This is a genomic window from Serratia sp. OS31 (genome assembly GCF_014164835.1).
In the GTDB taxonomy this organism is placed as follows: domain Bacteria; phylum Pseudomonadota; class Gammaproteobacteria; order Enterobacterales; family Enterobacteriaceae; genus Serratia; species Serratia liquefaciens_A.
This window is the reverse complement of record NZ_JACJFQ010000004.1, coordinates 167520-189235: the sequence shown is the minus strand read 5'-3', so window position 1 is coordinate 189235 and position 21716 is coordinate 167520. Positions and strand designations below refer to the sequence as shown.

Here is a 21716-nt window from a genome sequence, read left to right as displayed (position 1 = left end):
AACGGAAAAGCGCCTCGTCGGAACCGATATCAGCAACAGGCGTTGCCCATGATAAAGGGGAATGATATTAGCTCTGCGCCAACCGCCACACCGCCGCCACATTGCGCGCCGTCACCTCCAGGTTATCGGCCGCTTCTGCCAGTGCTTCCTCAAGCGAAACGACCCGATCGAGCACCGAAAATGCCGCGTCAATGCCGTGCTGGTGCACCACCTGATAATCTTTCGACAGGCTGCCGGCAATGCCGATCACCGGCAAACCATAGCGCTTGGCCACTCGCGCCACGCCAATCGGCGTTTTGCCGTGGATGGACTGACTGTCCAGTCGACCTTCGCCGGTGATCACCAGGTCGGCATCACGCAACGCCTCTTCCAATTGAAGGGTTTCGATCACGATCTCAATGCCGGGGCGCAACCGGGCGTTTAGCATGCCAAGCAACGCTGCCCCCATCCCGCCCGCCGCTCCGGCACCCGGTACGTTGATGACCTCACGGCCGGTAGCCTGTTCCAGCAACGTGCCGTAATGGCGCAGTGCTGCATCGAGCTGCGCGACGGTCTCCGGCGTAGCCCCCTTCTGCGGACCAAACACCGCCGAGGCTCCGTTAGCGCCGCACAAGGGGTTATCGACGTCGCAGGCCGCCGTTATGTTCACCTGCTGCAAACGCGGATCCATCCCGGAAAGATCGATATAGGCCAACTGTGCCAGCGCCGCTCCACCCGGCTGCAGGCATTGCCGCTGGTCGTCCAGCAGTTTCACCCCCAGCGCCTGCAGCATACCGGCACCGCCGTCATTGGTAGCGCTGCCGCCAATGCCAAGAATAATCGCCTTAACGCCGCGTTCCAGAGCAGCCAGGATCAGCTCACCGGTGCCATAACTGGTGGTCATGCACGGATCTCGCTGCGCCTTGGGCGCCAGATGCAACCCGGAAGCCGCCGCCATCTCGATAACGGCGGTTTCGCCCTCTCCCAGCAAACCGTAGAAGGCCTGTACCGGTTGGCCCAGCGGACCGGTGACCTCTGCCCTGACGATTTCCCCACCGGTGGCCGCCACCATCGAATCCACCGTACCTTCGCCGCCGTCCGCCATGGGCAGCTTCACATACTGTACCTGCGGGAAGATCTGGCGGAAGCCGCGTTCGATGGCTTCGGCCACCTCCAGCGCACTCAGGCTTTCTTTAAACGAATCCGGCGCAATCACCACTTTTTTCAGCGTTTTCATTACTCTTCCTTATCCCGCCAGATTAAATACGCCAAACATCAACGCCGAGACGGCCGCGATGGTAAAGCCGACCAGTGTTTCATAAGGCAGTAGCTTCAACCGCTGATGCACGGCCATATTGACGCTGCCGCCGGTGGCATGGAAGAAGCTGCCGTGCGGCAGGTGATCCAGCACCGTCGCCCCGGCATGGATCATCGCCGCCCCTGCCAGCCCGCTGACGCCCAGCTCCAGCAGAGTGCTGCTGAAGACCCCGGATGCCACGGCGGTACCTGCGGTTGTCGAAGCGGTGGCCATCGACATTAATGCCCCAGAAAGCGGAGCCAGCAGCCAGGCCGGCATGCCGGTGCTGGTCAACCCGCTGATGAGCACGTCCTTCAGCGAAGAGTTGGCGATAATGCCTGCCAGCGTACCGGTGCCAAGCAGCATAATCGCCACCGGCGCCATACGGGACAGCCCGGAAACCATAAACTGGTTGCACTGGCGGATGCGGCCCATCAGCAATGCGCCCACCAGACCGCCCAGCGGCAGCGCTATCAGCGGATCGATAGCGATGCCGGCGATCGGCCGCAGCGACAGCAGAACAATGGCAACCAAGGGTGCGCTGATCGCCGCCGCAAAGCCCGGACGAATGCCTTCGGCTTGCTGCGTCAGCTCTTCCGCCATCACCTTATCGCCCTTATCACTCAAACGGCGGGCCAGCAGATAGGCCACCATCAATCCGCACAACCCTGGCACGATACCGGCCATCATCACCGAGGTCAGCGGCACGTGGAAGTTGTCGGCTGCGGCAATGGTGTTGGGGTTTGGTGACATCACGTTACCGGCCTTGCCGCCGCCGATCATCGCCAGCAGTATCGCCGCACGCGAGATCCCGGCCTTCTGAGCGATGGAAAGGGCAATCGGCGCCACGGTGATCACCGCAACGTCGATAAATACGCCCACTGCCGTCAGGATCAGTGTAGCTACCGCCAGCGCTAACAGCGCACGGGTTTCCCCGACTTTGCGGACGATGGTTTCTGCGATGGTGTGCGCCGCGCCGGACTCGATCAACACCCCGGCCAGCACCCCCGCCGCCAAAATGCGCATCACGGCATTGGTAATGCCCTGCGCACCGGTGATCATCAGCGTTACGGTCTGCACCAGATCGGCGCCGCCGCATAATCCGCCCGCCAGCGCGCCGGCAATCATGCCATAGGCCGGTGGGACCTTGCGTAAAATCAGGACGATAGCGACGATCAATGCCACCAGCGCCCCCAGCGTGGATACCGTTGTCATTATTATTTTCCCCGTTGTTGGTGTGGGGAGAACATATCCTGAGCGCCAGGCATTGGCGTGAGAGAAAGCCACAAAAACCTCTGCGTCCGTACGCCGGAAAGTTGTGGTTTCATACAATTCAATCGTGCATCAGCATGCCGATATACAGCCGCAAGGAATCCGTTAACTGATTGATTTTCAATCCAGTAATGGCTTCAATACGCTGCAGGCGATAACGCAAGGTATTGACGTGGATATGAAGCTCGGCGGCAGTCTGCGTTTGATCACAATTTCGCGAAAAATAGTGTTTCAGGGTACTGCGCAACACCCCCTTGTCATCGTGATCGCCCAAAACCTGCCAGGGGCGGGAAAGCTCCTGCGCGCGCCAATCCTCACCCAGATCACACAACAGCGAAGGCAGCGGATAATCTTGATAGAACAGCGTCTTGTGGCGTAGCTTCAAGCGCTTTGCCATCGTCTGCGTCGCGCGGGCCGTCAGGTTTGAGCGGTGCAGCCCCGCCTCATCGCTAAAGAAACCGCCGATAATCAGCCGCAGGTTGAAACGCGGCTGAAGCTGACTTAGCAACTGCTGCGCCTGTTTGCGCTCCTGCTTCAAACTCCAGGATCCCTGCACCAGGCTGGCGGGGCGCAGCAGGATCATTTCGTTGAAGCCGGTGATAGCGATCAGCGCTTCACGCTGCGTGTGCTCCAGCTCTGTCAGCAGTTCACGCAGCAGATGCGGCTGAGCATCCTGTAATTCCACGATCCAGACAATGCGCGGCTGTTGCAGATCCAATCCCAGATAAGCAGCCATCGCCTCCAGCGAGCCCGATGCCGGCTGCGGCTGCAGCAACTGATTGGCCAACTCCTCGCGGTAGCGTTTTTCCCACTGGTTTTGATCCAGCAACGCCGCCTGCTCCACCATCATTTCGGCCGCCATTTTCACCAGCTCAGCATAGGCACGTACCTGCGCGGGTTCACCGGAAATGCCGATCACCCCCACCTGTTGGCTGTAAAAACTGAACGGCAGGTTGATACCGGGCTGCACGCCTTTCAGGTGCGCGGCGGTCACCGCATCGATTTCCACCACCCGGTTCTCGGTCAGCGCCAGCACCGCCCCTTCATGGCGCTGGAACAGGCGCGAAGGATTACCGGAGGCGATGATAACGCCGTTGTTGTCCATCACGTTGACAGAATGGCTGATGATGCTCATCGCCCGCTGCACAATCTGGCGCGCAGTGGATTCTGCCAGCAAATGGGTCGATCTGAGCATGCGGATTATCCCCAAGGGTTAAGATGGGGGAGTTATACGTCATTTCTAACGGCGGATTAAAGGGCACAGGCGCAACAAGCCACGGCGATCACAATTCGGCGGAAAAATAGCAAAAAAAAACGCCAGGCGGATGAGGCCTGGCGCTATGCACAGCAATGAAAAACCGATCAGCCGAGGATGTTCGCCAGTTCGGCGCTCACTTCGGTCACTTTGCGGGTGCCGTCGATTTTACGGTATTGGGTGTTGCCTGCAGCAGCTTCTTTGCTGTAGTAGGAAATCAGCGGTGCCGTCATCTGATGGTACTCGACCAGACGTTTACGCACGGTTTCTTCCTGGTCGTCTTTACGGGTCGTCAGTTCTTCACCGGTCGCGTCGTCTTTGCCTTCCACCTTCGGTGGATTGAACTTAATGTGGTACACGCGGCCAGAAGGGGCATGCACGCGACGACCAACGATGCGATCGACAATCAGCTCGTCCGGCACGTCAAATTCCAGCACGTAATCCACGTTGATGCCGGCTTCTTTCATCGCGTCAGCCTGCGGAATGGTACGCGGGAAACCGTCCAGCAGAAAACCTTTACGGCAATCTTCCTGGGTGATGCGTTCTTTAACCAGTGCAATGACCAACTCATCGGTCACCAGCTTGCCGGCGTCCATGATTTCTTTCGCCTGCTTGCCCAATTCACTGCCGGCCTTCACGGCTGCGCGCAACATATCACCCGTGGAGATTTGCGGAATACCGTATTTCTCCATGATGAATTGAGCCTGAGTACCTTTACCAGCGCCCGGAGCGCCCAGCAGAATGATACGCATTGCGTAAATCCCCTTGCTATGTAGTTTTTATAAAATTGCGAAAACGCTCAACCATACCATTTCAGGGGGGGCTGGCTCAAGGTACGCGAGGAAATCGATTGCGGGACAAAAGGAAGGAAACAGAGAATAAAGCACGGAAAATCGGCAGGAAAAACAAAAAAATACGCCCAAAATTCGCGGATTTTGGGCGTATATACTCGGAATTATGCGGACAACAGTTTATTCATACGACGGATAAACTGGTTTGGATCCTCCAGGGTGCCGCGTTCAGCCAGCAGTGCTTGATCCAATAACAGGTCAATCCATTCGGCGAATTGTTCGTTATCGCCCACATCGGATGCGCGTTTGACCAACGCATGCTCCGGATTCAGTTCGAAAATGTACTTCACCGCCGGCGCTTCCTGGCCCGCAGCGGCAAACAATTTCGCCATCTGGGTGCTCATTTCGTCGGCATCGGTGATAACGATAGCCGGCGTGTCGGTCAGACGGTGCGTCAGACGCACGTCCTTCACGCGATCGCCCAGCAGGGTTTTCACGCGGTCAACAAAAGGCTCCAGCTGCTTCTCGGCGGCCTTCTGCTCTTCGGTTTCGTCTGCCAACTTATCCAACGCGTCATCTGCCTTGCTGACGGACTGGAACGGCTTGCCGTCGAACTCGGTCAGGTAGCTCATCATCCATTCGTCGATACGGTCGGAAAGCAGCAGCACTTCGATGCCTTTCTTGCGGAACAGCTCCAGGTGCGGGCTGCTCTTGGCGGCGGCATAGCTGTCGGCAGTGATGTAATAAATCTTCTCCTGCCCTTCTGCCATGCGGCCCACGTACTCTTCCAGCGAGACGGTTTGCGCCGAGCTGTCGTTATGGGTGGAAGCAAAGCGCAGCAGCTTGGCAATGGCTTCTTTGTTGCCACCGTCTTCCGCCGGGCCCTCTTTCAACACCAGACCGAACTGCTGCCAGAACTTCTGGTAGCCTTCCGCATCGTCTTTAGCCAGTTTCTCCAGCATCTGCAACACACGCTTGGTCAGCGCACCGCGCAGGTTCTGGGTCACGCGGCTGTCTTGCAGGATCTCACGCGAAACGTTCAGCGGCAGATCGTTGGAATCTATCAGACCACGCACGAAACGCAGGTAGTTCGGCATGAACTGTTCAGCGTCGTCCATGATGAACACGCGCTGCACGTACAGCTTCAGGCCGTGCTTGTGGTCGCGGTTCCACATGTCCCATGGCGCCTGGGCCGGAATGTACAGCAGGCTGGTGTATTCCTGCTTGCCTTCCACCCGGTTGTGGCTCCAGCTCAGCGGATCGGTAAAGTCGTGCGCAATGTGCTTATAGAACTCTTTGTATTCTTCATCGGTAACGTCAGCCTTGCTGCGGGTCCACAGGGCCTGCGCCTTGTTGATTTTTTCCCAGGTGACGGTACCGTCTTCTTCGTTTTTGCTTTCAATTTCAACCGGCAGTGCGATGTGGTCGGAGTATTTGCCGATCACTGAACGCAGACGCCAGGCATCGAGATACTCATCTTCGCCTTCGCGCAGATGCAGGGTAATTTCGGTTCCGCGATCTTCTTTGCTGATGTCGGCAATGGTGTAATCGCCTTCGCCGACAGACTCCCAAAACACGCCTTGATCGGCCGGAGCGCCCGCTGCACGAGTACGTACAGTGACTTTATCCGCCACGATGAACGCGGAGTAGAACCCCACGCCGAACTGACCAATCAGCTGGCTGTCTTTGGCCTGGTCGGAACCGATGGATTCCAGGAAGGCTTTGGTACCTGACTTGGCAATGGTACCCAGGTTTTCAATCACTTCCTCACGGCTCATGCCAATACCGTTGTCGGCAATGGTCAACGTACGCTGCTCTTTATCGAAGGAAAGGCGAACACGCAGCTCGCCGTCACCTTCATACAGCTCAGGCGTCGACAGTGCGCGGAAACGCAGCTTGTCGGCGGCATCCGAGGCGTTGGAGATCAACTCGCGCAGGAAAATTTCTTTATTGGAGTACAGCGAATGAATCATCAAATGAAGCAGTTGTTTTACTTCAGACTGGAAACCACGGGTTTCTTGACCTTTCATACTCATTGATTACCTCAAAGACAATTTACCCGTCGCCTTTCAAGCCACAGCGTTGTTATCTGCACTCGCTTCCCCCAGTTACTTACCAAAGTAAGCGCCTGGGGGAAGCGAGCTGGCCGCCTAGCTGCAGCCTGAAATTCATAGGGTATTTTTAATAAAAGCGAACAATGAGGATCAAGTGGGGGTAAGGGCGTTGTTTTTCAAGCGGCTGGGGGAAAATTTTTGCAGGAAACTAACGGGGCCGCGATGGCCCCGTTAAAGATCAGAACTTGATGACGTGACGACCGGCCAGGGAATGCGACAACGTGGTGCCGTCGACCATTTCCAGTTCACCGCCCACCGGTACGCCGTGGGCAATGCGGCTGGCGACCACGCCATACTGGCCGCACATCTCGGCGATGTAGTTGGCGGTTGCCTCACCTTCCACCGTCGGGTTGGTGGCCAGGATCACTTCAGTGATGCTTTCTTTTTCCAGCCGTTGCTCCAGCCGATCCAGACCGATATCACCGGGCCCAATGCCGTCCATCGGCGACAGGTGGCCCATCAGCACAAAGTAGCGCCCGGCGAACTGGCCGGTCTGTTCGATGGCGTGAATATCAGCCGGGCTTTCCACCACGCAGATCTGGCCGTTTTGCTGACGGCGCGGATTGGCGCAGATGGTGCAAACGTCCTGCTCGGTGAACGTACGGCAATCGGCACAGTGGCCGATCTCTGACATGGCGCGGGTCAGCGCCTGCGCCAGGCGCATCCCACCGCTGCGATCGCGCTGCAGCAGCTGGAACGCCATACGCTGCGCCGACTTCGGGCCAACGCCCGGCAGGCAGCGCAACGCCTCCATCAGTGTTTCAAGGAGCGGGCTGGTCTGCATTAGAACGGCATCTTAAAGCCAGGTGGCAGTTGCATGCCGTTGGACACAGACGCCATCTTCTCTTTCTGGGTTTCGTCGATACGGCGCGCAGCATCGTTAATCGCAGCGGCGATCAGATCTTCCAGCATGTCTTTGTCGTCTTCCATCAGGCTCTGATCGATCTCCACACGACGGCAGTTGTGCGCACCGTTGATGGTGACTTTCACCAGGCCGGCGCCGGATTCGCCAGTCACTTCCAATTTGGCGACTTCTTCCTGCATCTGCTGCATTTTTTCTTGCATTTGCTGGGCTTGCTTCATCAGGTTGCCCAGACCGCCTTTACCAAACATAGTCGTCTCTCGTCGCTAGGGCCGCGCACTTTACGCGGCGTTTAAATGGGGCGAATACTCTCTTCATCCAGGTCTGCGTCGAAGAACCGGCGCAGCGTTTGGATATTGGTATCCGCAACGATCGACTGGCGCGCCTGCGCCAGTTTTTCTTCATAAATGGCTTGGCGCCACTCCAGCGGAGTCCGCTCCGCCGGATTATCGTCTTCCACCACGGTCAGCTCAACCGGACTGCCGTGCAGCTCGGTGAGTGCATCGGTCAACACCTTCTGCGCCGAAGGCGAGTTCAGATGGCGCTGCGACGACCGCAGATGGAGACAAATTTTACCTGGTTCCAGCACTTCTTTAACCGCGTTCAACGCCAGTTGCTGCACCAGTTTTGGAATTTTCAGCTTATCGATTTCCGCCGCCCAGGCATCGCGTTCCAGCGACTCCACCACCAGCTTGGCTGACAGTTCGGGCGTTTTTTCATGCTCAAGCGCAGTGCGCAGCGCTTTTGGCGTCGCCAGCGGTTCCGGCTCGGCCTCTGGCTCGGTCTGCGCGCGCCAGCGATAAGCTTCCGGCTTGGCCGGTTTTTGCTGAACCAGTTTTTCCGCCTGGCGCTGCTGGCTGCGCTCAGTCACGGAAGCCAACCGCTCCAGTGCTGAGTTTGCCGGCCGCGCTTTTCCTGGCGCCGCCGGTTCACTCTTTTTTGGTGTGGATGCTCCCTGCCGTAACAGCTGGGTGCGCGCCTTTAATAATTGCGCGGTGGCATCCGGTAAACTCGCTGGCGGATTGTTCTGCGGGGCGGCCTGCCCTAACGGCGGTGGCGCGTCCTGAAACTGTGGCGGCTGAGCCGATGGTGCCTGCGGCTGCGCCATCTGCGCCGGAGCAGTTTGCACCATCGCCACCGGCTCCGGGATCACCGCTTTCGGGTGAAACGCCAGCGCACGCAGCAGGGTCATCTCGACCCCCATACGGCGATCCGGCGCAAATGCCAGTTCTTTACGGCCGACCAGCAGCGTTTGGTAATAAAGCTGTACGTCCGTCGGCGGTAAAGTTCGCGCCAACTCACGTAGCCGCTGTTCAATGGTGGCGTAATGATTGTCCAGTACCGATGGCAGCAGTTGCACCATCGCGATCCGGTGCAGCAAGGCCAGCGTTTCGACCAGCAGGTTTTCCCAGTCAACACCGCGTGAAGCGGCCTGCGCGACCTGCGCCATCACCTTTTCGCCGTCGGCGCTCACCAGCGCTTCGAGGATCGCCAGCGGCTGTTCGTCGTCGAGCGTGCCGAGCATTTGGCTGACGGTGACGGTGGTCACCTGGCCCTGGCCCATCGCGATAGCCTGATCGGTGAGGCTCAGCGCGTCACGCATGCTGCCGTCGGCGGCACGCGCTATCAGCTGCAGAGCGCGCTGGTCGCTGGTGATTTGTTCTGCCTGCAGAACCGTTTCCAACTGGTTACGGATCTGCTCGACATCCAAAGCCTTAAGATGAAATTGCAGGCAACGCGACAAGATGGTGACCGGCAGCTTCTGCGGATCGGTCGTCGCAAGCAGGAATTTAACGTGAGAAGGCGGCTCTTCCAGCGTTTTCAACAGCGCATTGAAGCTGTGACGCGAAAGCATATGCACTTCGTCAATCAGGTAAACCTTGAAGCGGCCTCGGGCGGGGGCGTACTGGACGTTATCCAGCAGATCGCGGGTATCTTCCACCTTGGTTCTGGACGCGGCGTCGATCTCAATCAGATCAACAAAGCGCCCCTGCTCAATCTCGCGGCAGTTGTCGCATTGACCGCACGGTGTGGCGGTGATGCCGGTTTCACAGTTCAGGCCTTTGGCCAGCAGGCGCGCAATGGTGGTTTTACCCACGCCGCGCGTGCCCGAGAACAGATAGGCGTGATGAATCCGCCCCAGCGAGAGGCCGTTAGCCAGCGCAGTCAGGACATGTTCCTGTCCGACAACATCTGCAAACGTTTGAGGGCGCCACTTACGGGCAAGAACCTGATAGCTCATTAATACCGGAAAAGTCGAGTAATCTGGAGGGTCATGCTAACACAGCCCCGCGGCGTTCCGCGAGGCCGTTGTGGTAATGCAGATCAGTGGCCGGCGAAGTTGACCAGGCTGTAGCATTCAATACCCAGGGAGTTCAAACGCGCTTCACCGCCAAGATCCGGCAGGTTAATAATGAAAGCGGCGTCTTTGACTTCGCCGCCCAGACGGCGGATCAGTTTTGCGGTAGCTTCGATGGTGCCACCGGTGGCCAGCAGATCGTCCACCACCAGCACTTTATCACCGGCACTGATGGCATCGGTGTGGATTTCCAACTGGTCAGTACCGTATTCCAGCTCATAACTTTCGCTGAGCGTCGCACGCGGCAGCTTGCCCGGTTTACGCACCGGAACAAAACCCACGCCCAGCGCCAACGCCACCGGGGCGCCAAACAGGAAACCGCGCGCTTCGGTACCTACCACCTTGGTCACGCCCGCTTCGCGAAAACGCTCGACCAGCAATTCAATGCTGGCGGCATAGGCCAGCGGGTTTTCCAGCAGGCTGGTGACGTCACGGAACAGTATGCCCGGCTTAGGGTAATCCGGAATGGTTTTGATACTGTCTTTAATAAACTGAAGCTGCTGTGCAGTAGCGGTCATAATTATTGCCTGATAAAACTGCCTGATGACTTGCGCGCAGGTCGTCTGAAACCCGATCCCGAGATAAACAGGAAATGGGTAGCACCCCGCGCACGAAAACGCCCAAATCTATGCAAACTGGCGGACAAATGCAACTCTCCGCTGCATCTTTCAAGCCGCGCCCTGAAAGCTATTGGATATCATAAGCCACAATCAACGCTGTTTTTGTTGCGATAAGTCAACAACCGGCAGGCGCAACATAAAGGTCAGCAAAATAGCCAATATCAGTAACAGCACACCGCGCACCCACCAGATTTTCACCAGCCACAATGAAAGCGCGAATGTCAGCACAATCACCACCACCGCCTTCCATTTAGCCCCCGGCGGCAAAGCGCGATGCTGCTGCCAATGGCGCAGATAAGGCCCGAACCAGGAGCGATACAGCAGCCAACTGTGGAATCGCGGCGACGAACGGGCGAAGCACCAGGCGGCCAACAGCAGAAACGGCGTCGTCGGCAGCAGCGGCAAAACCACGCCCAGCGTCGCCAACACCACCGCCAACCAACCGAGGATAATCAATAACCAACGCGTCATGCGAGCCCTTGTCCATCAACCTGTCTGGCGTTACTTTATCACCGCCTTCCCCTGTGCCACCAGCCGCAACGGGCGGAATATAGGCACGGCGCTTGTTTCACGACGCGATCGCGGGCAAGCTGAGCCCACCATCCCCCCAATGGAGCCAACGTGAGCACCCAGCGTCTTTTAGAAGCGTTAGAACAACAAATCAAGGTATTGGCCAGCGAGATCACGCCACGCGGCGACGCGCCGATCCCTCAGGCACGCTTCGATACTGCGCTGTTCTCTAACCGCGGTACACGACTGCGCGATTATTTGACCGAAGTGCAAAAAAATTTCGCCCAGCTGCAGACGGCGGCCAACGACAACCGCACCAATCAGGTAGCCTTTCTGGCCGAAAAGTTGCTGGCGCAGCTGACCGCCCTGCAACGCGAGCTGGCAACCCAGGCGCTGCGCCGTAAGAATCAACCCAAAGAAGTGGCAGCGGTCGACTTGTATCACAAGCTGGCCGAACATCAGGATTACGAACGTCGGATCATTGCAATGATTCAGGATCGGGAAAGCCTGCTGGGAAGGCAGACGACGCTGGCGGCACAGCAAAAGCTTCAGCATGAGCTGGCTGCGTTAGAAGGCCGACTGACGCGTTGCCGTCAAGCTCTGGCGCGCATTGAGCGCAGTATTGAACGTAAAGAAAACGGTTTTTGAAGATTTATCACAATATTTTAATGATTATTCCCCCCAATCGGGCTTGTTCACTATACTCAGCCGAACGAAGTATCATTCATCTCAATTAAAACGTGGGTTTTATGTCTCTAGAAAATGCCTCACCAGAATTGCAACTGGCGGTAGATCTGATTTACCTGCTGGAATGCAATGAAATCGATCCCGCCACTGCGCTGGCGGCGCTGGATATTGTCAAACGGGACTATCAGGAAAAGCTGCAGCGCAACGGCGCCACCTCCCCTTACCTGCCTGTCGGGCAGTAAAAAGGGTTCAGCCTGCGCTGAACCCTGGATCCTCGTTCTACTCTCCTGCCGTTGTGCCGCCCTGATCCGGCGATAACGTCCGTTTCACTTCCTGCACCTCGTTGCCCTGCTGATTGTGCAAATAGACCTCGAGCTGGTTGAAAGCAATGTTGATGTCGTTTTCACGACACAGGCGTTCGATAGAGCGGTTCAGTTCGTCAACGGTGTAGCTGCGGTCGCGTAGCTCGCGCACGTAAAGGCGCAGCTCATGATCCAGCGTGCTGGCGCCGAAATTCAGGAAGAACACCTGCGGTTCCGGATCGCTCATCACCCGTGGGTTATCATGCGCCGCCTTCAACAGCACCGCTTTCACTTTGTCCAAATCGGAGCCGTAGGCCACTCCCACCTTGATTAAAACGCGAGTGATGGTGTCTGACAGCGACCAGTTGATCAGCCGTTCGGTCACAAATGCCTTATTCGGAATGATCACCTCTTTGCGGTCAAAGTCAGTGATGGTGGTGGCGCGAATGCGGATTTTGCTGACCGAACCGGAGAAAGTGCCAATAGTAATGGTATCGCCGATACGGATCGGCCGTTCGAACAGGATGATCAGACCGGAGACAAAGTTGGCAAAAATCTCCTGCAACCCGAAGCCCAACCCGACGGTCAAGCCGGCCGCCAGCCACTGCAGTTTATCCCAGGAGACGCCCAGCGACCCTAGCGCGGTGACGGCACCCACGGTGGTGATCAGGTAGGTGAGTATGGTGGTGACGGCATAAGACGTCCCCTGCCGCAGCTGCAGCCGCGACAGCACCACCACCTCCAGCAGACCGGGCAGGTTGCGCGTCATCACGTAAGCAACGATCACCGCCGCTATCGCCACCATCATGTTGCCCAACGTCACCGCCTGCGCCACGCTGCTGCCGGCGACCGTGGTGGTGTAATGCCACAGCGTAATGCTGTCCAGGTACGAAATGACCGTCACCAAATCTGACCAAATGCCATACAGGGCGCTGGCGAAGATAATAAACAGCACCATGGTGGTCAGACGCAGCGACTGCTGGTTGATCTGATCGAGCGCCAAAGGCGGCTCCTCAACCGGTTCAACCCCTTCGGCTCCCTCTTTCTCTTTCGCCAGGCTCTGACGACGAGCTATCGCGCGGCGGTAAGCCAGACGGCGCGCCGCGACGCTCAGCCCGCGAATGGCGGTCAGATACACGATGTTCCACAGGAAGAACAGATACAGGCTGTCGATCCAGCGGCCGGCTAACCGCAACGTGGTATAGAAATAGCCGGCGAACATCAGCCCCAGCAGGATCAGCGGCGTGGCGGCAATGGCGGTAACAATGATCAGCCGTACCGCGTGCGAGCCTTTTTCACGCCAGCTGTCGCGGCACAACGGAAACACCAGCACCGCCAGCAGTGCCAACGTCAACATCACCACCACCTGGCCGATAACGTCTTCCACCAGACGCAGTGGCGCTTTCTCACCCAACACCGACCAGAAGATCAGCGGCAGCAACGCCAACCCCAAACGCATCGTCTGACGACGGTAATGCGCACAAAGCTCGGCGGCGAAGTTGAAATGCCGTTCGCAGATGCCGCCAGGCGCCAGCGTGCGGTAGGTAAAGCCGAAAATCAGCCAGAACAGCGCCAGCTGTTGCGACAATGCCCAGAGAAAATCGCTGAGGCCGATTTCGGCACGGTAACACCAGAAACCGGCCCCCAGCAGCAACGCCGAACCGGGCAGCACCTTCAGCAGGGTCAACACAATGGCCTTGGGGGTGTGCATCTGGCTATCACGCTTTAACTGCCCCACGTCATTGGCCAGCTTCTGCAAATGGGTGTCTATCAGCTTGTAACGCCAGCGCAACAGGCCGATCAGCAACAGCAGCGGGATCAGCATGACCAGTGAATTCAGTCCGCCCTGGAGTATTTTGCCGAGATCGACTTTGAAATCGAGCGCAGCCAGTTGATCTCTCACCGCCCCCGGCAAGGCTTTCAACCACACCAGATCGACCGGTTTGTTGCTGTTTACCCAGAAAATCTGCTGGGTCAGGGTATCTCGCAGCGAGCTGTTAACGCTGGTTAACTGCTGTTGGTTGATCTGCAGGCTGATCGATTGCGCCAACTGATTACTGAGCTGTTTGTTTAACTGATCCAACAGCTCGCGTCGCATGTCGACGATTTCATTCAGGGCATCCAGCACGTCGGCGCCGGCTTTTTCTTTGCTGTCGGCGACCAGCTTGTTGATGTAATCGTCACCCTTGAACAGGTCGTCGCGCTGTTGGTTGATATCAAACTGTTCCAGGCGCAGATCGGCGATGCGCGTGCCCATATCCGCCACCAAGGTGCCCTGCGGCAGGCTTTGTTGCTGCTGATACAGAATGCGCGACAGCACCAGGCTGCCTTTCAATACCTGGATCTGCTCCTTCAGATTGCGTTCCGCCTGCAGGCCGCGATCCAGCCAGTTCTTCACCCGAATATTCTGCTGGAACAGGACGTTGCTCTCTTCCGTGGCGGCAATCAGCCGCTGGCTGAGCTGGCGGTTAACGTCCAGCTCTTTGCTGACCAACTGGTCGTGCTGGATGTCCGTGGCATCTTCCGGATTCTGCGCCTCTTTGGCGGTTTTTTCCGACAGCGTAAGGCGCTTGCTGTTGACTACTTCTTGCAACAGTTGCACGTTGTGGTCGAGCGCATCGATATGCCCGGTCGTATAATCGCGCTGCTTCTGCAGCAGATCTTGTAAGGTAGTGTTGGCTTCCAGACTTTTACGTTGCAGGTCGATCTGCGCATTGAGCAGCGTTTGCTCGGTGGCCAGCATCACCAGCTGACTGTCGCGCAGTGAGTTTTGCCCCGGCGTCTGATCGTTGATTTGGTTCCGAATTTCCTGCAGTCGTTGGGAAGCGGTATACATGCTGCTCTGCACCCGTTCCGGTTGAGTCTGCAACGAAACCAACTGGCTGTTATAGGTGGAAAGGTTCTCCTGCGCCGTCTGCAGGTCGTCGAGCGTCTGGTAGAGCCGGGTTTCCAATTGGCGCAGGGAAAGCGGCAGCAGTTCGGCCCTGGCGGCAGCGCTGTCGACCGGCGTTTTGAGCGCCGCCAGGTCGTCGGTCACCTGACGCAGCTTGCCCGGTGCCAGCTGCAGCTGTTGCTTAAGCTGCGCTCCATCCTGCCTGGTGCGTTCAATCGCATCCAGCAACTCGAGCGTACGGGTGAGATCCTGCTGCGTGAGTTTGTTGACCGGCGTCAGCGTCTTTTGCTTGTTCAGCGCATCAAGCTGGCTTTGGATTTCGCTGCGTGAAGGCAAATCGCCATTGAGCGTGGCATAGGCGGCTGGTGGGCAGATCGCGCAAACCGCGATCAGCAAAAACAGGGCAAAGGCGCGGGAGAACTCCACGCCGAAGAACGAGAATAGCGGCAGAAAAAGACGTTTGGCTAACCTGCGATGCATGATTTGGCTTCGAATCAATAAAGAAGCCTAAAGATTATCACGATCGCAGAGAGCCAAAGAATAAGAAAAGCGTTGCGGGTGATGTACAAATGTCGCGGACTTAGAAGGTCAATACCTTCTCCGCCGCCAGCGTCCACTGCGCCAGTTCCACCAGCGTACCGATTTCCACCCCATCCGCCAGTGGCAGCCGACTGACTCCGCGCGCATCGGCACAGGTTTTACACAATTTTACCGGTACCTGCTGAGCGGTGAGAATTTCCAGCATTTGCTGCAGATGGTAGCCTTCGTGTGGCTGCTGCCCGGCAATACCCGCGACCACCGCATCAGACATCAAAAACAGTTTCAGATTGAGATCGGACTGCTGTTCTTTCAACGCAATAGCCAGACGCAGCGCGTTAAACAGCGATTCGTGGCCATAAGCGGCGCCATTGGCGATCAAAACAACGGATGACATGGTGTTTCTCCTATAAATGATGATGTTCTGCACTCAACGGCGGTGCCGCCAGCTCCCCCTCCTCCGGTTTTATCCGCAGGGTGGGACTGAATTGGGCCATTTCGATAAATGAGTCGATCAACACTGCCGCTTCGGCTTTCAGATCAAAACTTTCCGGCATAAAAAGCCAGTTTTCCATCAGGCCGGTAATGTAGGCTCGCAGGATGATAGATGCGCGGCGGGTATGTAGATCGGCTGGCAGTTGGCCGTGGCGCATACTGTTGCGCAGCACGGACTCAATACGGTCGTAACCTTCCAGATAGAGGACTTTACGGGCATCTTGCAGCGGGAGCATCTCACCGACAAATTCACACTTATGAAAAACGATCTCCATCAGGGCACGCCTGCGTGCGTCATCTACCGTAGCCGTCAGAATATAAATTAGAATTTCGCGTAAAATACGCAGTGGATTCTCAGGGTACTTTGCCTGATACTCTAGTTCGAGATCGCCTATTTTCGACTCTGATAATTCCCAAACTTCGTTAAACAGGTCTACCTTATTCTTGAAGTGCCAGTAAATTGCGCCACGCGTAACCCCAGCAGCGGTGGCAATATCGGTGAGGGACGTTGCAGAAACGCCACGTTCAGAGAATTCTCGCACCGCAGCGTCAAGAATGTGCTGTCGAGTTTCTTGCGCTTGCTGTTTGGTTTTTCGTGCCATGGCGTTGTTTTTTCGGGGAAGTGAGATTTACATACATTCGTGTATGTATGTACCATAGCACGCACTAATAATTAACGCAGCAATGGGTTTTAAAGCTTGTGATCCATTGATCATTTTGAAATCGGACACTTGAGGTTTTTCTATGAACAAAAACAGAGGGTTAACGCCTCTGGCGGCAGTTCTGATGCTTTCAGGCAGCTTAGTGCTAACAGGATGTAACGATAAAGAAACCCAACAGCAAGGCGCCCAGGCACCGGCTCCCGAAGTGGGTGTAGTGACATTGAAGGCAGAACCTCTCAACATCACCACCGATCTTCCTGGCCGCACCGCTGCGTATCGTATCGCCGAAGTTCGCCCTCAGGTTAGCGGCATTATCCTGAAACGTAACTTCGTAGAAGGCAGCGATATCAAGGCAGGGACTTCCCTGTATCAAATCGATCCTGCTACCTACCAGGCGGCCTATGACAGCGCTAAAGGCGATTTGGCGAAAGCCCAAGCCAGCGCGTCTATCGCACGCGTGACGGTCAACCGCTACAAACCATTGCTGGGTACCAACTACATCAGTAAGCAAGATTACGATAACGCCGTTTCTACTCTGCAGCAGGCTGACGCCGCCGTGGTCGCCGCAAAAGCGGCCGTTGAAACTGCCCGCATCAATCTGGCTTACACCAAGGTGACTTCGCCAATCTCCGGCCGCATCGGCAAATCTGCCGTGACCGAAGGGGCTCTGGTTACCAACGGCCAAGCCACTGCTCTGTCCACCGTGCAGCAGCTTGATCCGATGTACGTCGACGTGACTCAGTCGAGCAACGACTTCCTGCGTCTGAAGCAAGAACTGGCAAGCGGTGCGCTGAAGCAAGAGAACGGCAAAGCCAAAGTGAAACTGCTGCTGGAAAACGGCGCGCAATACGCTCAGGAAGGCACGCTGGAATTCTCTGACGTCACCGTTGATGAGACCACCGGTTCCATCACCATTCGTGCGGTGTTCCCTAACCCGAACGATACGCTGTTGCCGGGCATGTTCGTTCGCGCCCGTCTGGACGAAGGCGTGCGCAGCGACGCATTGCTGGTGCCGCAGCAGGGTGTGACGCGTAACCCACGTGGCGATGCTACCGCACTGGTGGTAGGTGCTGACGACAAAGTTGAATTGCGTACGCTGAAGGCCGATCAGGCTATCGGCGACAAATGGCTGGTTACCGACGGTTTGAAAGCCGGCGACCGCGTGATTGTCACCGGCTTGATGAAAGTCCGTCCGGGCGCTCAGGTAAAAGTGCAGGAAGTTGACACTCAGGCGCAAAAGCAGCCGCAGTCTGAAGCGCAGAAGTCATAAAAAGGAGCCGGTAAGACATGGCTAAGTTCTTTATAGATCGCCCGATTTTCGCCTGGGTAATCGCCATCATCATCATGTTGGCGGGTGTGTTGTCAATAATGAAACTGCCGATTGCGCAGTATCCTACTATTGCACCACCGGCGGTCAGTATTTCCGCAAACTATCCAGGCGCGGATGCCAAAACGGTGCAAGATACCGTCACTCAGATTATCGAACAGAACATGAACGGTATCGATAATCTGATGTACATGTCTTCCACCAGCGATTCCTCTGGTAGCGTCACCATTACTTTGACGTTTGAATCCGGTACCGACCCTGACATTGCGCAGGTTCAGGTCCAGAACAAACTGTCGTTAGCCACCCCGTTACTGCCGCAAGAAGTGCAGCAACAGGGTCTGAAAGTAGAAAAATCCAGCAGCAGCTTCCTGATGGTGGCCGGCTTCGTTTCCGACGATCCGAACATGACCCAGGATGACATTGCGGACTACGTAGCTTCCAACATCAAAGATCCTATCAGCCGTTCATCCGGCGTGGGTGAAGTGCAGCTGTTCGGTGCCCAGTACGCCATGCGTATCTGGCTGGATCCGAACAAACTGAATAATTTCCAGTTAACCACTTCAGATGTCACCTCATCCATTACCGAGCAAAACAACCAGATCGCCGCAGGGCAGCTGGGGGGGATGCCACCGGTACCGGGGCAACAGTTGAACGCCTCGATCATCGCGCAGACTCGCCTGACCTCTCCTGAAGAGTTCGGTAAAATTCTGCTGAAGGTGAATAGTGATGGTTCTCAGGTTCGCCTGAGCGATGTTGCGCACATTGAACGCGGTGCAGAAAGCTACGCGGTAACCGCACGTTACAACGGTAAACCGGCAGCAGGTTTGGGGATCAAACTCGCCACCGGCGCCAACGCCCTGAATACCGCTAAAGGCGTAAAAGATGCACTGACCAAAATGGAACCGTTCTTCCCGCAGGGGATGAAAGTGGTTTACCCATACGACACCACCCCGTTCGTTAAAATCTCCATCAACGAAGTTGTGAAAACGCTGATGGAAGCGATCTTGCTGGTGTTCCTGGTTATGTATCTGTTCCTGCAGAACTTCCGTGCGACGTTGATCCCAACTATCGCGGTACCGGTAGTATTGCTGGGGACCTTTGCGATCCTGGCGGCGTTCGGCTTCTCGATCAACACACTGACGATGTTCGGTATGGTGTTGGCGATAGGCTTGTTGGTGGATGACGCCATCGTGGTGGTGGAAAACGTCGAGCGCGTAATGTCCGAAGAGGGACTGTCGCCGAAAGAAGCCACCCGTAAATCGATGGGCCAAATTCAGGGTGCGTTGGTCGGTATCGCCATGGTGCTGTCAGCGGTATTCGTACCTATGGCGTTCTTCGGTGGTTCAACCGGTGCCATCTATCGTCAGTTCTCGATCACCATCGTTTCCGCGATGGCCCTGTCGGTTCTGGTAGCGATGATCCTGACGCCGGCACTTTGCGCCACCATGCTCAAACCGGTTCCGAAAGGCGATCATGGGATTAAAACAGGCTTCTTCGGCTGGTTTAACCGCATGTTCGAAAAGAGCACCAACCACTACACCGACAGCGTAGCCAATATTCTGCGCAGTACCGGGCGTTATCTGGTGATCTACCTGCTGATCGTCGTTGGCATGGGCCTGTTGTTCCTGCGCCTGCCGTCCTCGTTCCTGCCGGAAGAAGACCAGGGCATCCTGTTGACCATGGTTCAGCTGCCGGCGGGTGCGACTGAAGCGCGTACCGCTAAAGTGCTGGAAGAAGTCACCGACTACTTCATGACCAAGGAAAAGGACAACGTGGTCTCGGTGTTTACCGTAGCGGGCTTCGGCTTCAACGGTAACGGCCAGAACAACGGTCTGTCATTCGTCAGCCTGAAAGACTGGTCCGAACGTTCCGGTGAGCAGAATAAAGTGCCTGCGATTGCCGGCCGCGCGATGGGTGCGTTCTCTCAGATTAAAGAAGGCCTGGTGTTCCCGTTCAACCTGCCGGCGATTATCGAACTCGGCACCGCGACAGGCTTCGACTTTGAACTGATCGATCAGGGCGGCTTAGGCCATGAAAAACTGACCGAAGCGCGTAACCAGTTGTTGGGTATGGCGGCCGAACATCCGGACCTGCTGGTGGGCATGCGTCCTAACGGCCTGGAAGATACGCCACAGTTCAAACTGATCATCGATCAGGAGAAAGCCAAGGCGCTGGGCGTGAGCATCACCACCATCAACAGTACGCTGACTACCGCGCTGGGTGGCACCTACGTTAACGACTTCATCGACCGCGGTCGTGTGAAGAAGGTCTACGTTCAGGCTGATGCGCCATTCCGTATGCTGCCAGAAGACATCAATAAATGGTTTGTTCGTGGCGGCACCGGCCAGATGGTTCCTTTCTCCGCGTTCTCTACGGCGAAATGGGAATACGGTTCTCCGCGTCTGGAACGTTATAACGGCCTGCCATCCATGGAAATTCTTGGACAAGCAGCACCGGGTAAAAGTACCGGTGAGGCGATGAACATGATGGAAGAGCTGGCATCCAAACTGCCAAGCGGTATTGGTTACGATTGGACCGGTATGTCCTATCAGGAACGTCTGTCCGGTAACCAGGCGCCTGCACTGTACGCCATTTCGATTCTGGTGGTGTTCCTGTGTCTGGCAGCGCTGTATGAAAGCTGGTCGATTCCGTTCTCGGTCATGCTGGTACTGCCGTTGGGGGTTATCGGTGCTCTGCTGGCAGCAACCATGCGCGGCATGAACAACGACGTTTACTTCCAGGTGGGGCTGTTGACCACCATAGGTCTGTCGGCGAAGAACGCCATCCTGATAGTGGAATTCGCCAAGGATCTGATGGAGAAAGAGGGCAAGGGTCTGATCGAAGCGACGCTCGATGCGGTACGTATGCGTCTGCGTCCAATCCTGATGACCTCACTGGCCTTCATCCTCGGGGTACTGCCGCTGGTTATCAGTAACGGTGCAGGCTCCGGCGCACAGAACGCGGTCGGTACCGGCGTTATGGGCGGGATGATTACCGCCACCGTGCTGGCCCTGTTCTTTGTTCCGGTGTTCTTCGTGGTGGTTCGCCGCCGCTTCGGCAAGAAGTCTGAAGACATAGAACACAGCCATCCGGTCGAGCATCACTGATAACTCAGTGCTGTTTCCCTCCTGAAAAAAGGCCGCTTATGCGGCCTTTTTCTTTTGCTTCATCTGCTTAATGCAAATCACTCTCATTAAATTATCTGCGGGTGCATTTTGTACTTGATCCTCTGAGCCGTGCGGCGCATAATTATTGTTATAGTATAACATTACATGAGAGTGCATCATGAAAGCAGGTATCCATCCAAATTATCGTACCGTGGTGTTCCACGATCTGAGCGCCAATGCCTACTTTAAAGTGGGTTCGACCATCAACACCGACCGCACCATTGAGCTGGACGGTGAAAACTGGCCGTATGTCACTATCGACGTCTCTTCCGCTTCGCATCCGTATTACACCGGCAAGCAGAAAGAGTTCTCTAAAGAGGGCAGCACTGCACGTTTCCAGCAGCGTTTCGGTCGCTTTCTTGGCAAGAAGTAAAAGGGAATCAACATGCAGGTTTTGAGTTCATTGCGTTCGGCGAAAAATCGCCATCCGGATTGCAAAGTCGTGCGCCGCAAAGGTCGCATCTATGTGATCTGTAAAACCAACCCGCGTTTTAAAGCGGTACAGGGACGTAAGAAAAAGCGTTAACTTCCGTAGTGTCATCTGTCGCAAAGCCCCGTTGCTGCTCAACGGGGCTTTTTTTATGGAG

19 protein-coding genes and 1 other annotated feature are annotated in these 21716 nt (G+C 56.3%); of the genes, 6 read left to right on the top strand and 13 right to left on the bottom strand.

The window, feature by feature from the left end:
- Window positions 1–67: 67 nt before the first annotated feature.
- The 10 genes from H5P17_RS05885 to H5P17_RS05840 form a co-directional block, all read right to left on the bottom strand.
- A complete protein-coding gene (locus H5P17_RS05885; protein WP_182821819.1) occupies window positions 68–1216 on the bottom strand; it encodes a glycerate kinase in 1149 nt (382 codons plus the stop codon).
- 9 nt (window positions 1217–1225) lie between these two features.
- Entirely contained in the window at window positions 1226–2491 is a 1266-nt protein-coding gene (locus H5P17_RS05880) for a GntP family permease (RefSeq protein ID WP_182821817.1), read from the bottom strand.
- A gap of 118 nt (window positions 2492–2609) precedes the next feature.
- Window positions 2610–3743, bottom strand: coding sequence for a sugar diacid recognition domain-containing protein (locus H5P17_RS05875; RefSeq protein WP_182821815.1), 1134 nt, complete (start codon window positions 3741–3743; stop codon window positions 2610–2612).
- Between the two features lie 167 nt (window positions 3744–3910).
- Window positions 3911–4555 (bottom strand): adenylate kinase, encoded by a 645-nt coding sequence (gene adk / locus H5P17_RS05870; protein WP_044548735.1) that lies wholly within the window; start codon window positions 4553–4555, stop codon window positions 3911–3913.
- A 203-nt stretch (window positions 4556–4758) separates the two neighbouring features.
- The gene (gene htpG / locus H5P17_RS05865) at window positions 4759–6624 is read right to left on the bottom strand and encodes a molecular chaperone HtpG (RefSeq protein ID WP_020825535.1); all 1866 of its coding nucleotides are present in this window, start codon (window positions 6622–6624) and stop codon (window positions 4759–4761) included.
- A 262-nt stretch (window positions 6625–6886) separates the two neighbouring features.
- The gene (recR, locus tag H5P17_RS05860; RefSeq protein ID WP_020825534.1) at window positions 6887–7492 is read right to left on the bottom strand and encodes a recombination mediator RecR; all 606 of its coding nucleotides are present in this window, start codon (window positions 7490–7492) and stop codon (window positions 6887–6889) included.
- Complete coding sequence (locus H5P17_RS05855) at window positions 7492–7821, bottom strand: YbaB/EbfC family nucleoid-associated protein (RefSeq protein WP_044548733.1); 330 nt, start codon at window positions 7819–7821, stop codon at window positions 7492–7494. The genes recR and H5P17_RS05855 overlap by 1 nt, the downstream gene beginning before the upstream one ends.
- Before the next feature lie 41 nt (window positions 7822–7862).
- Window positions 7863–9812 (bottom strand): DNA polymerase III subunit gamma/tau, encoded by a 1950-nt coding sequence (gene dnaX / locus H5P17_RS05850; RefSeq protein ID WP_182821813.1) that lies wholly within the window; start codon window positions 9810–9812, stop codon window positions 7863–7865.
- Window positions 8466–8530 (bottom strand) — a sequence feature (DnaX frameshifting element). (Overlaps the previous gene by 65 nt.)
- Window positions 9813–9895: 83 nt before the next feature.
- Complete coding sequence (apt, locus tag H5P17_RS05845) at window positions 9896–10447, bottom strand: adenine phosphoribosyltransferase (protein WP_044548731.1); 552 nt, start codon at window positions 10445–10447, stop codon at window positions 9896–9898.
- A 192-nt stretch (window positions 10448–10639) separates the two neighbouring features.
- Window positions 10640–11020 (bottom strand): DUF454 family protein, encoded by a 381-nt coding sequence (locus H5P17_RS05840; protein WP_182821811.1) that lies wholly within the window; start codon window positions 11018–11020, stop codon window positions 10640–10642.
- Window positions 11021–11170: 150 nt separating this feature from the next.
- On the opposite strand from H5P17_RS05840, the gene priC reads away from it, so the two are divergent.
- Both priC and rsmS read left to right on the top strand, forming a co-directional pair.
- A complete protein-coding gene (gene priC, locus H5P17_RS05835) occupies window positions 11171–11707 on the top strand; it encodes a primosomal replication protein PriC (RefSeq protein ID WP_182821809.1) in 537 nt (178 codons plus the stop codon).
- A 101-nt stretch (window positions 11708–11808) separates the two neighbouring features.
- Entirely contained in the window at window positions 11809–11988 is a 180-nt protein-coding gene (rsmS, locus tag H5P17_RS05830; protein ID WP_044548729.1) for a pleiotropic regulatory protein RsmS, read from the top strand.
- Between the two features lie 37 nt (window positions 11989–12025).
- Here rsmS and mscK read toward each other — a convergent pair whose 3' ends face one another.
- The 3 genes from mscK to acrR form a co-directional block, all read right to left on the bottom strand.
- A complete protein-coding gene (gene mscK, locus H5P17_RS05825; RefSeq protein WP_182821807.1) occupies window positions 12026–15421 on the bottom strand; it encodes a mechanosensitive channel MscK in 3396 nt (1131 codons plus the stop codon).
- A gap of 100 nt (window positions 15422–15521) precedes the next feature.
- Window positions 15522–15875 carry a DsrE/DsrF/TusD sulfur relay family protein gene (locus H5P17_RS05820; RefSeq protein ID WP_020825526.1) on the bottom strand — a complete coding sequence of 118 codons (354 nt, stop codon included), beginning with the start codon at window positions 15873–15875 and terminating at the stop codon, window positions 15522–15524.
- A 10-nt stretch (window positions 15876–15885) separates the two neighbouring features.
- The gene (acrR, locus tag H5P17_RS05815; protein ID WP_182821805.1) at window positions 15886–16575 is read right to left on the bottom strand and encodes a multidrug efflux transporter transcriptional repressor AcrR; all 690 of its coding nucleotides are present in this window, start codon (window positions 16573–16575) and stop codon (window positions 15886–15888) included.
- A 142-nt stretch (window positions 16576–16717) separates the two neighbouring features.
- Between acrR and sdeX the strand changes: the two genes are divergently transcribed.
- The 4 genes from sdeX to ykgO all read left to right on the top strand — a co-directional run bounded on the left by sdeX (window position 16718) and on the right by ykgO (window position 21655).
- Complete coding sequence (sdeX, locus tag H5P17_RS05810; protein WP_044548725.1) at window positions 16718–17905, top strand: multidrug efflux RND transporter periplasmic adaptor subunit SdeX; 1188 nt, start codon at window positions 16718–16720, stop codon at window positions 17903–17905.
- A gap of 17 nt (window positions 17906–17922) precedes the next feature.
- Entirely contained in the window at window positions 17923–21069 is a 3147-nt protein-coding gene (sdeY, locus tag H5P17_RS05805) for a multidrug efflux RND transporter permease subunit SdeY (RefSeq protein ID WP_044548724.1), read from the top strand.
- 178 nt (window positions 21070–21247) lie between these two features.
- Window positions 21248–21502 (top strand): type B 50S ribosomal protein L31, encoded by a 255-nt coding sequence (locus H5P17_RS05800; protein WP_020825521.1) that lies wholly within the window; start codon window positions 21248–21250, stop codon window positions 21500–21502.
- A gap of 12 nt (window positions 21503–21514) precedes the next feature.
- Window positions 21515–21655, top strand: a complete 141-nt coding sequence (gene ykgO / locus H5P17_RS05795; RefSeq protein ID WP_012005563.1) for a type B 50S ribosomal protein L36 — start codon at window positions 21515–21517, stop codon at window positions 21653–21655.
- The last annotated feature ends 61 nt before the right edge of the window (window positions 21656–21716 follow it).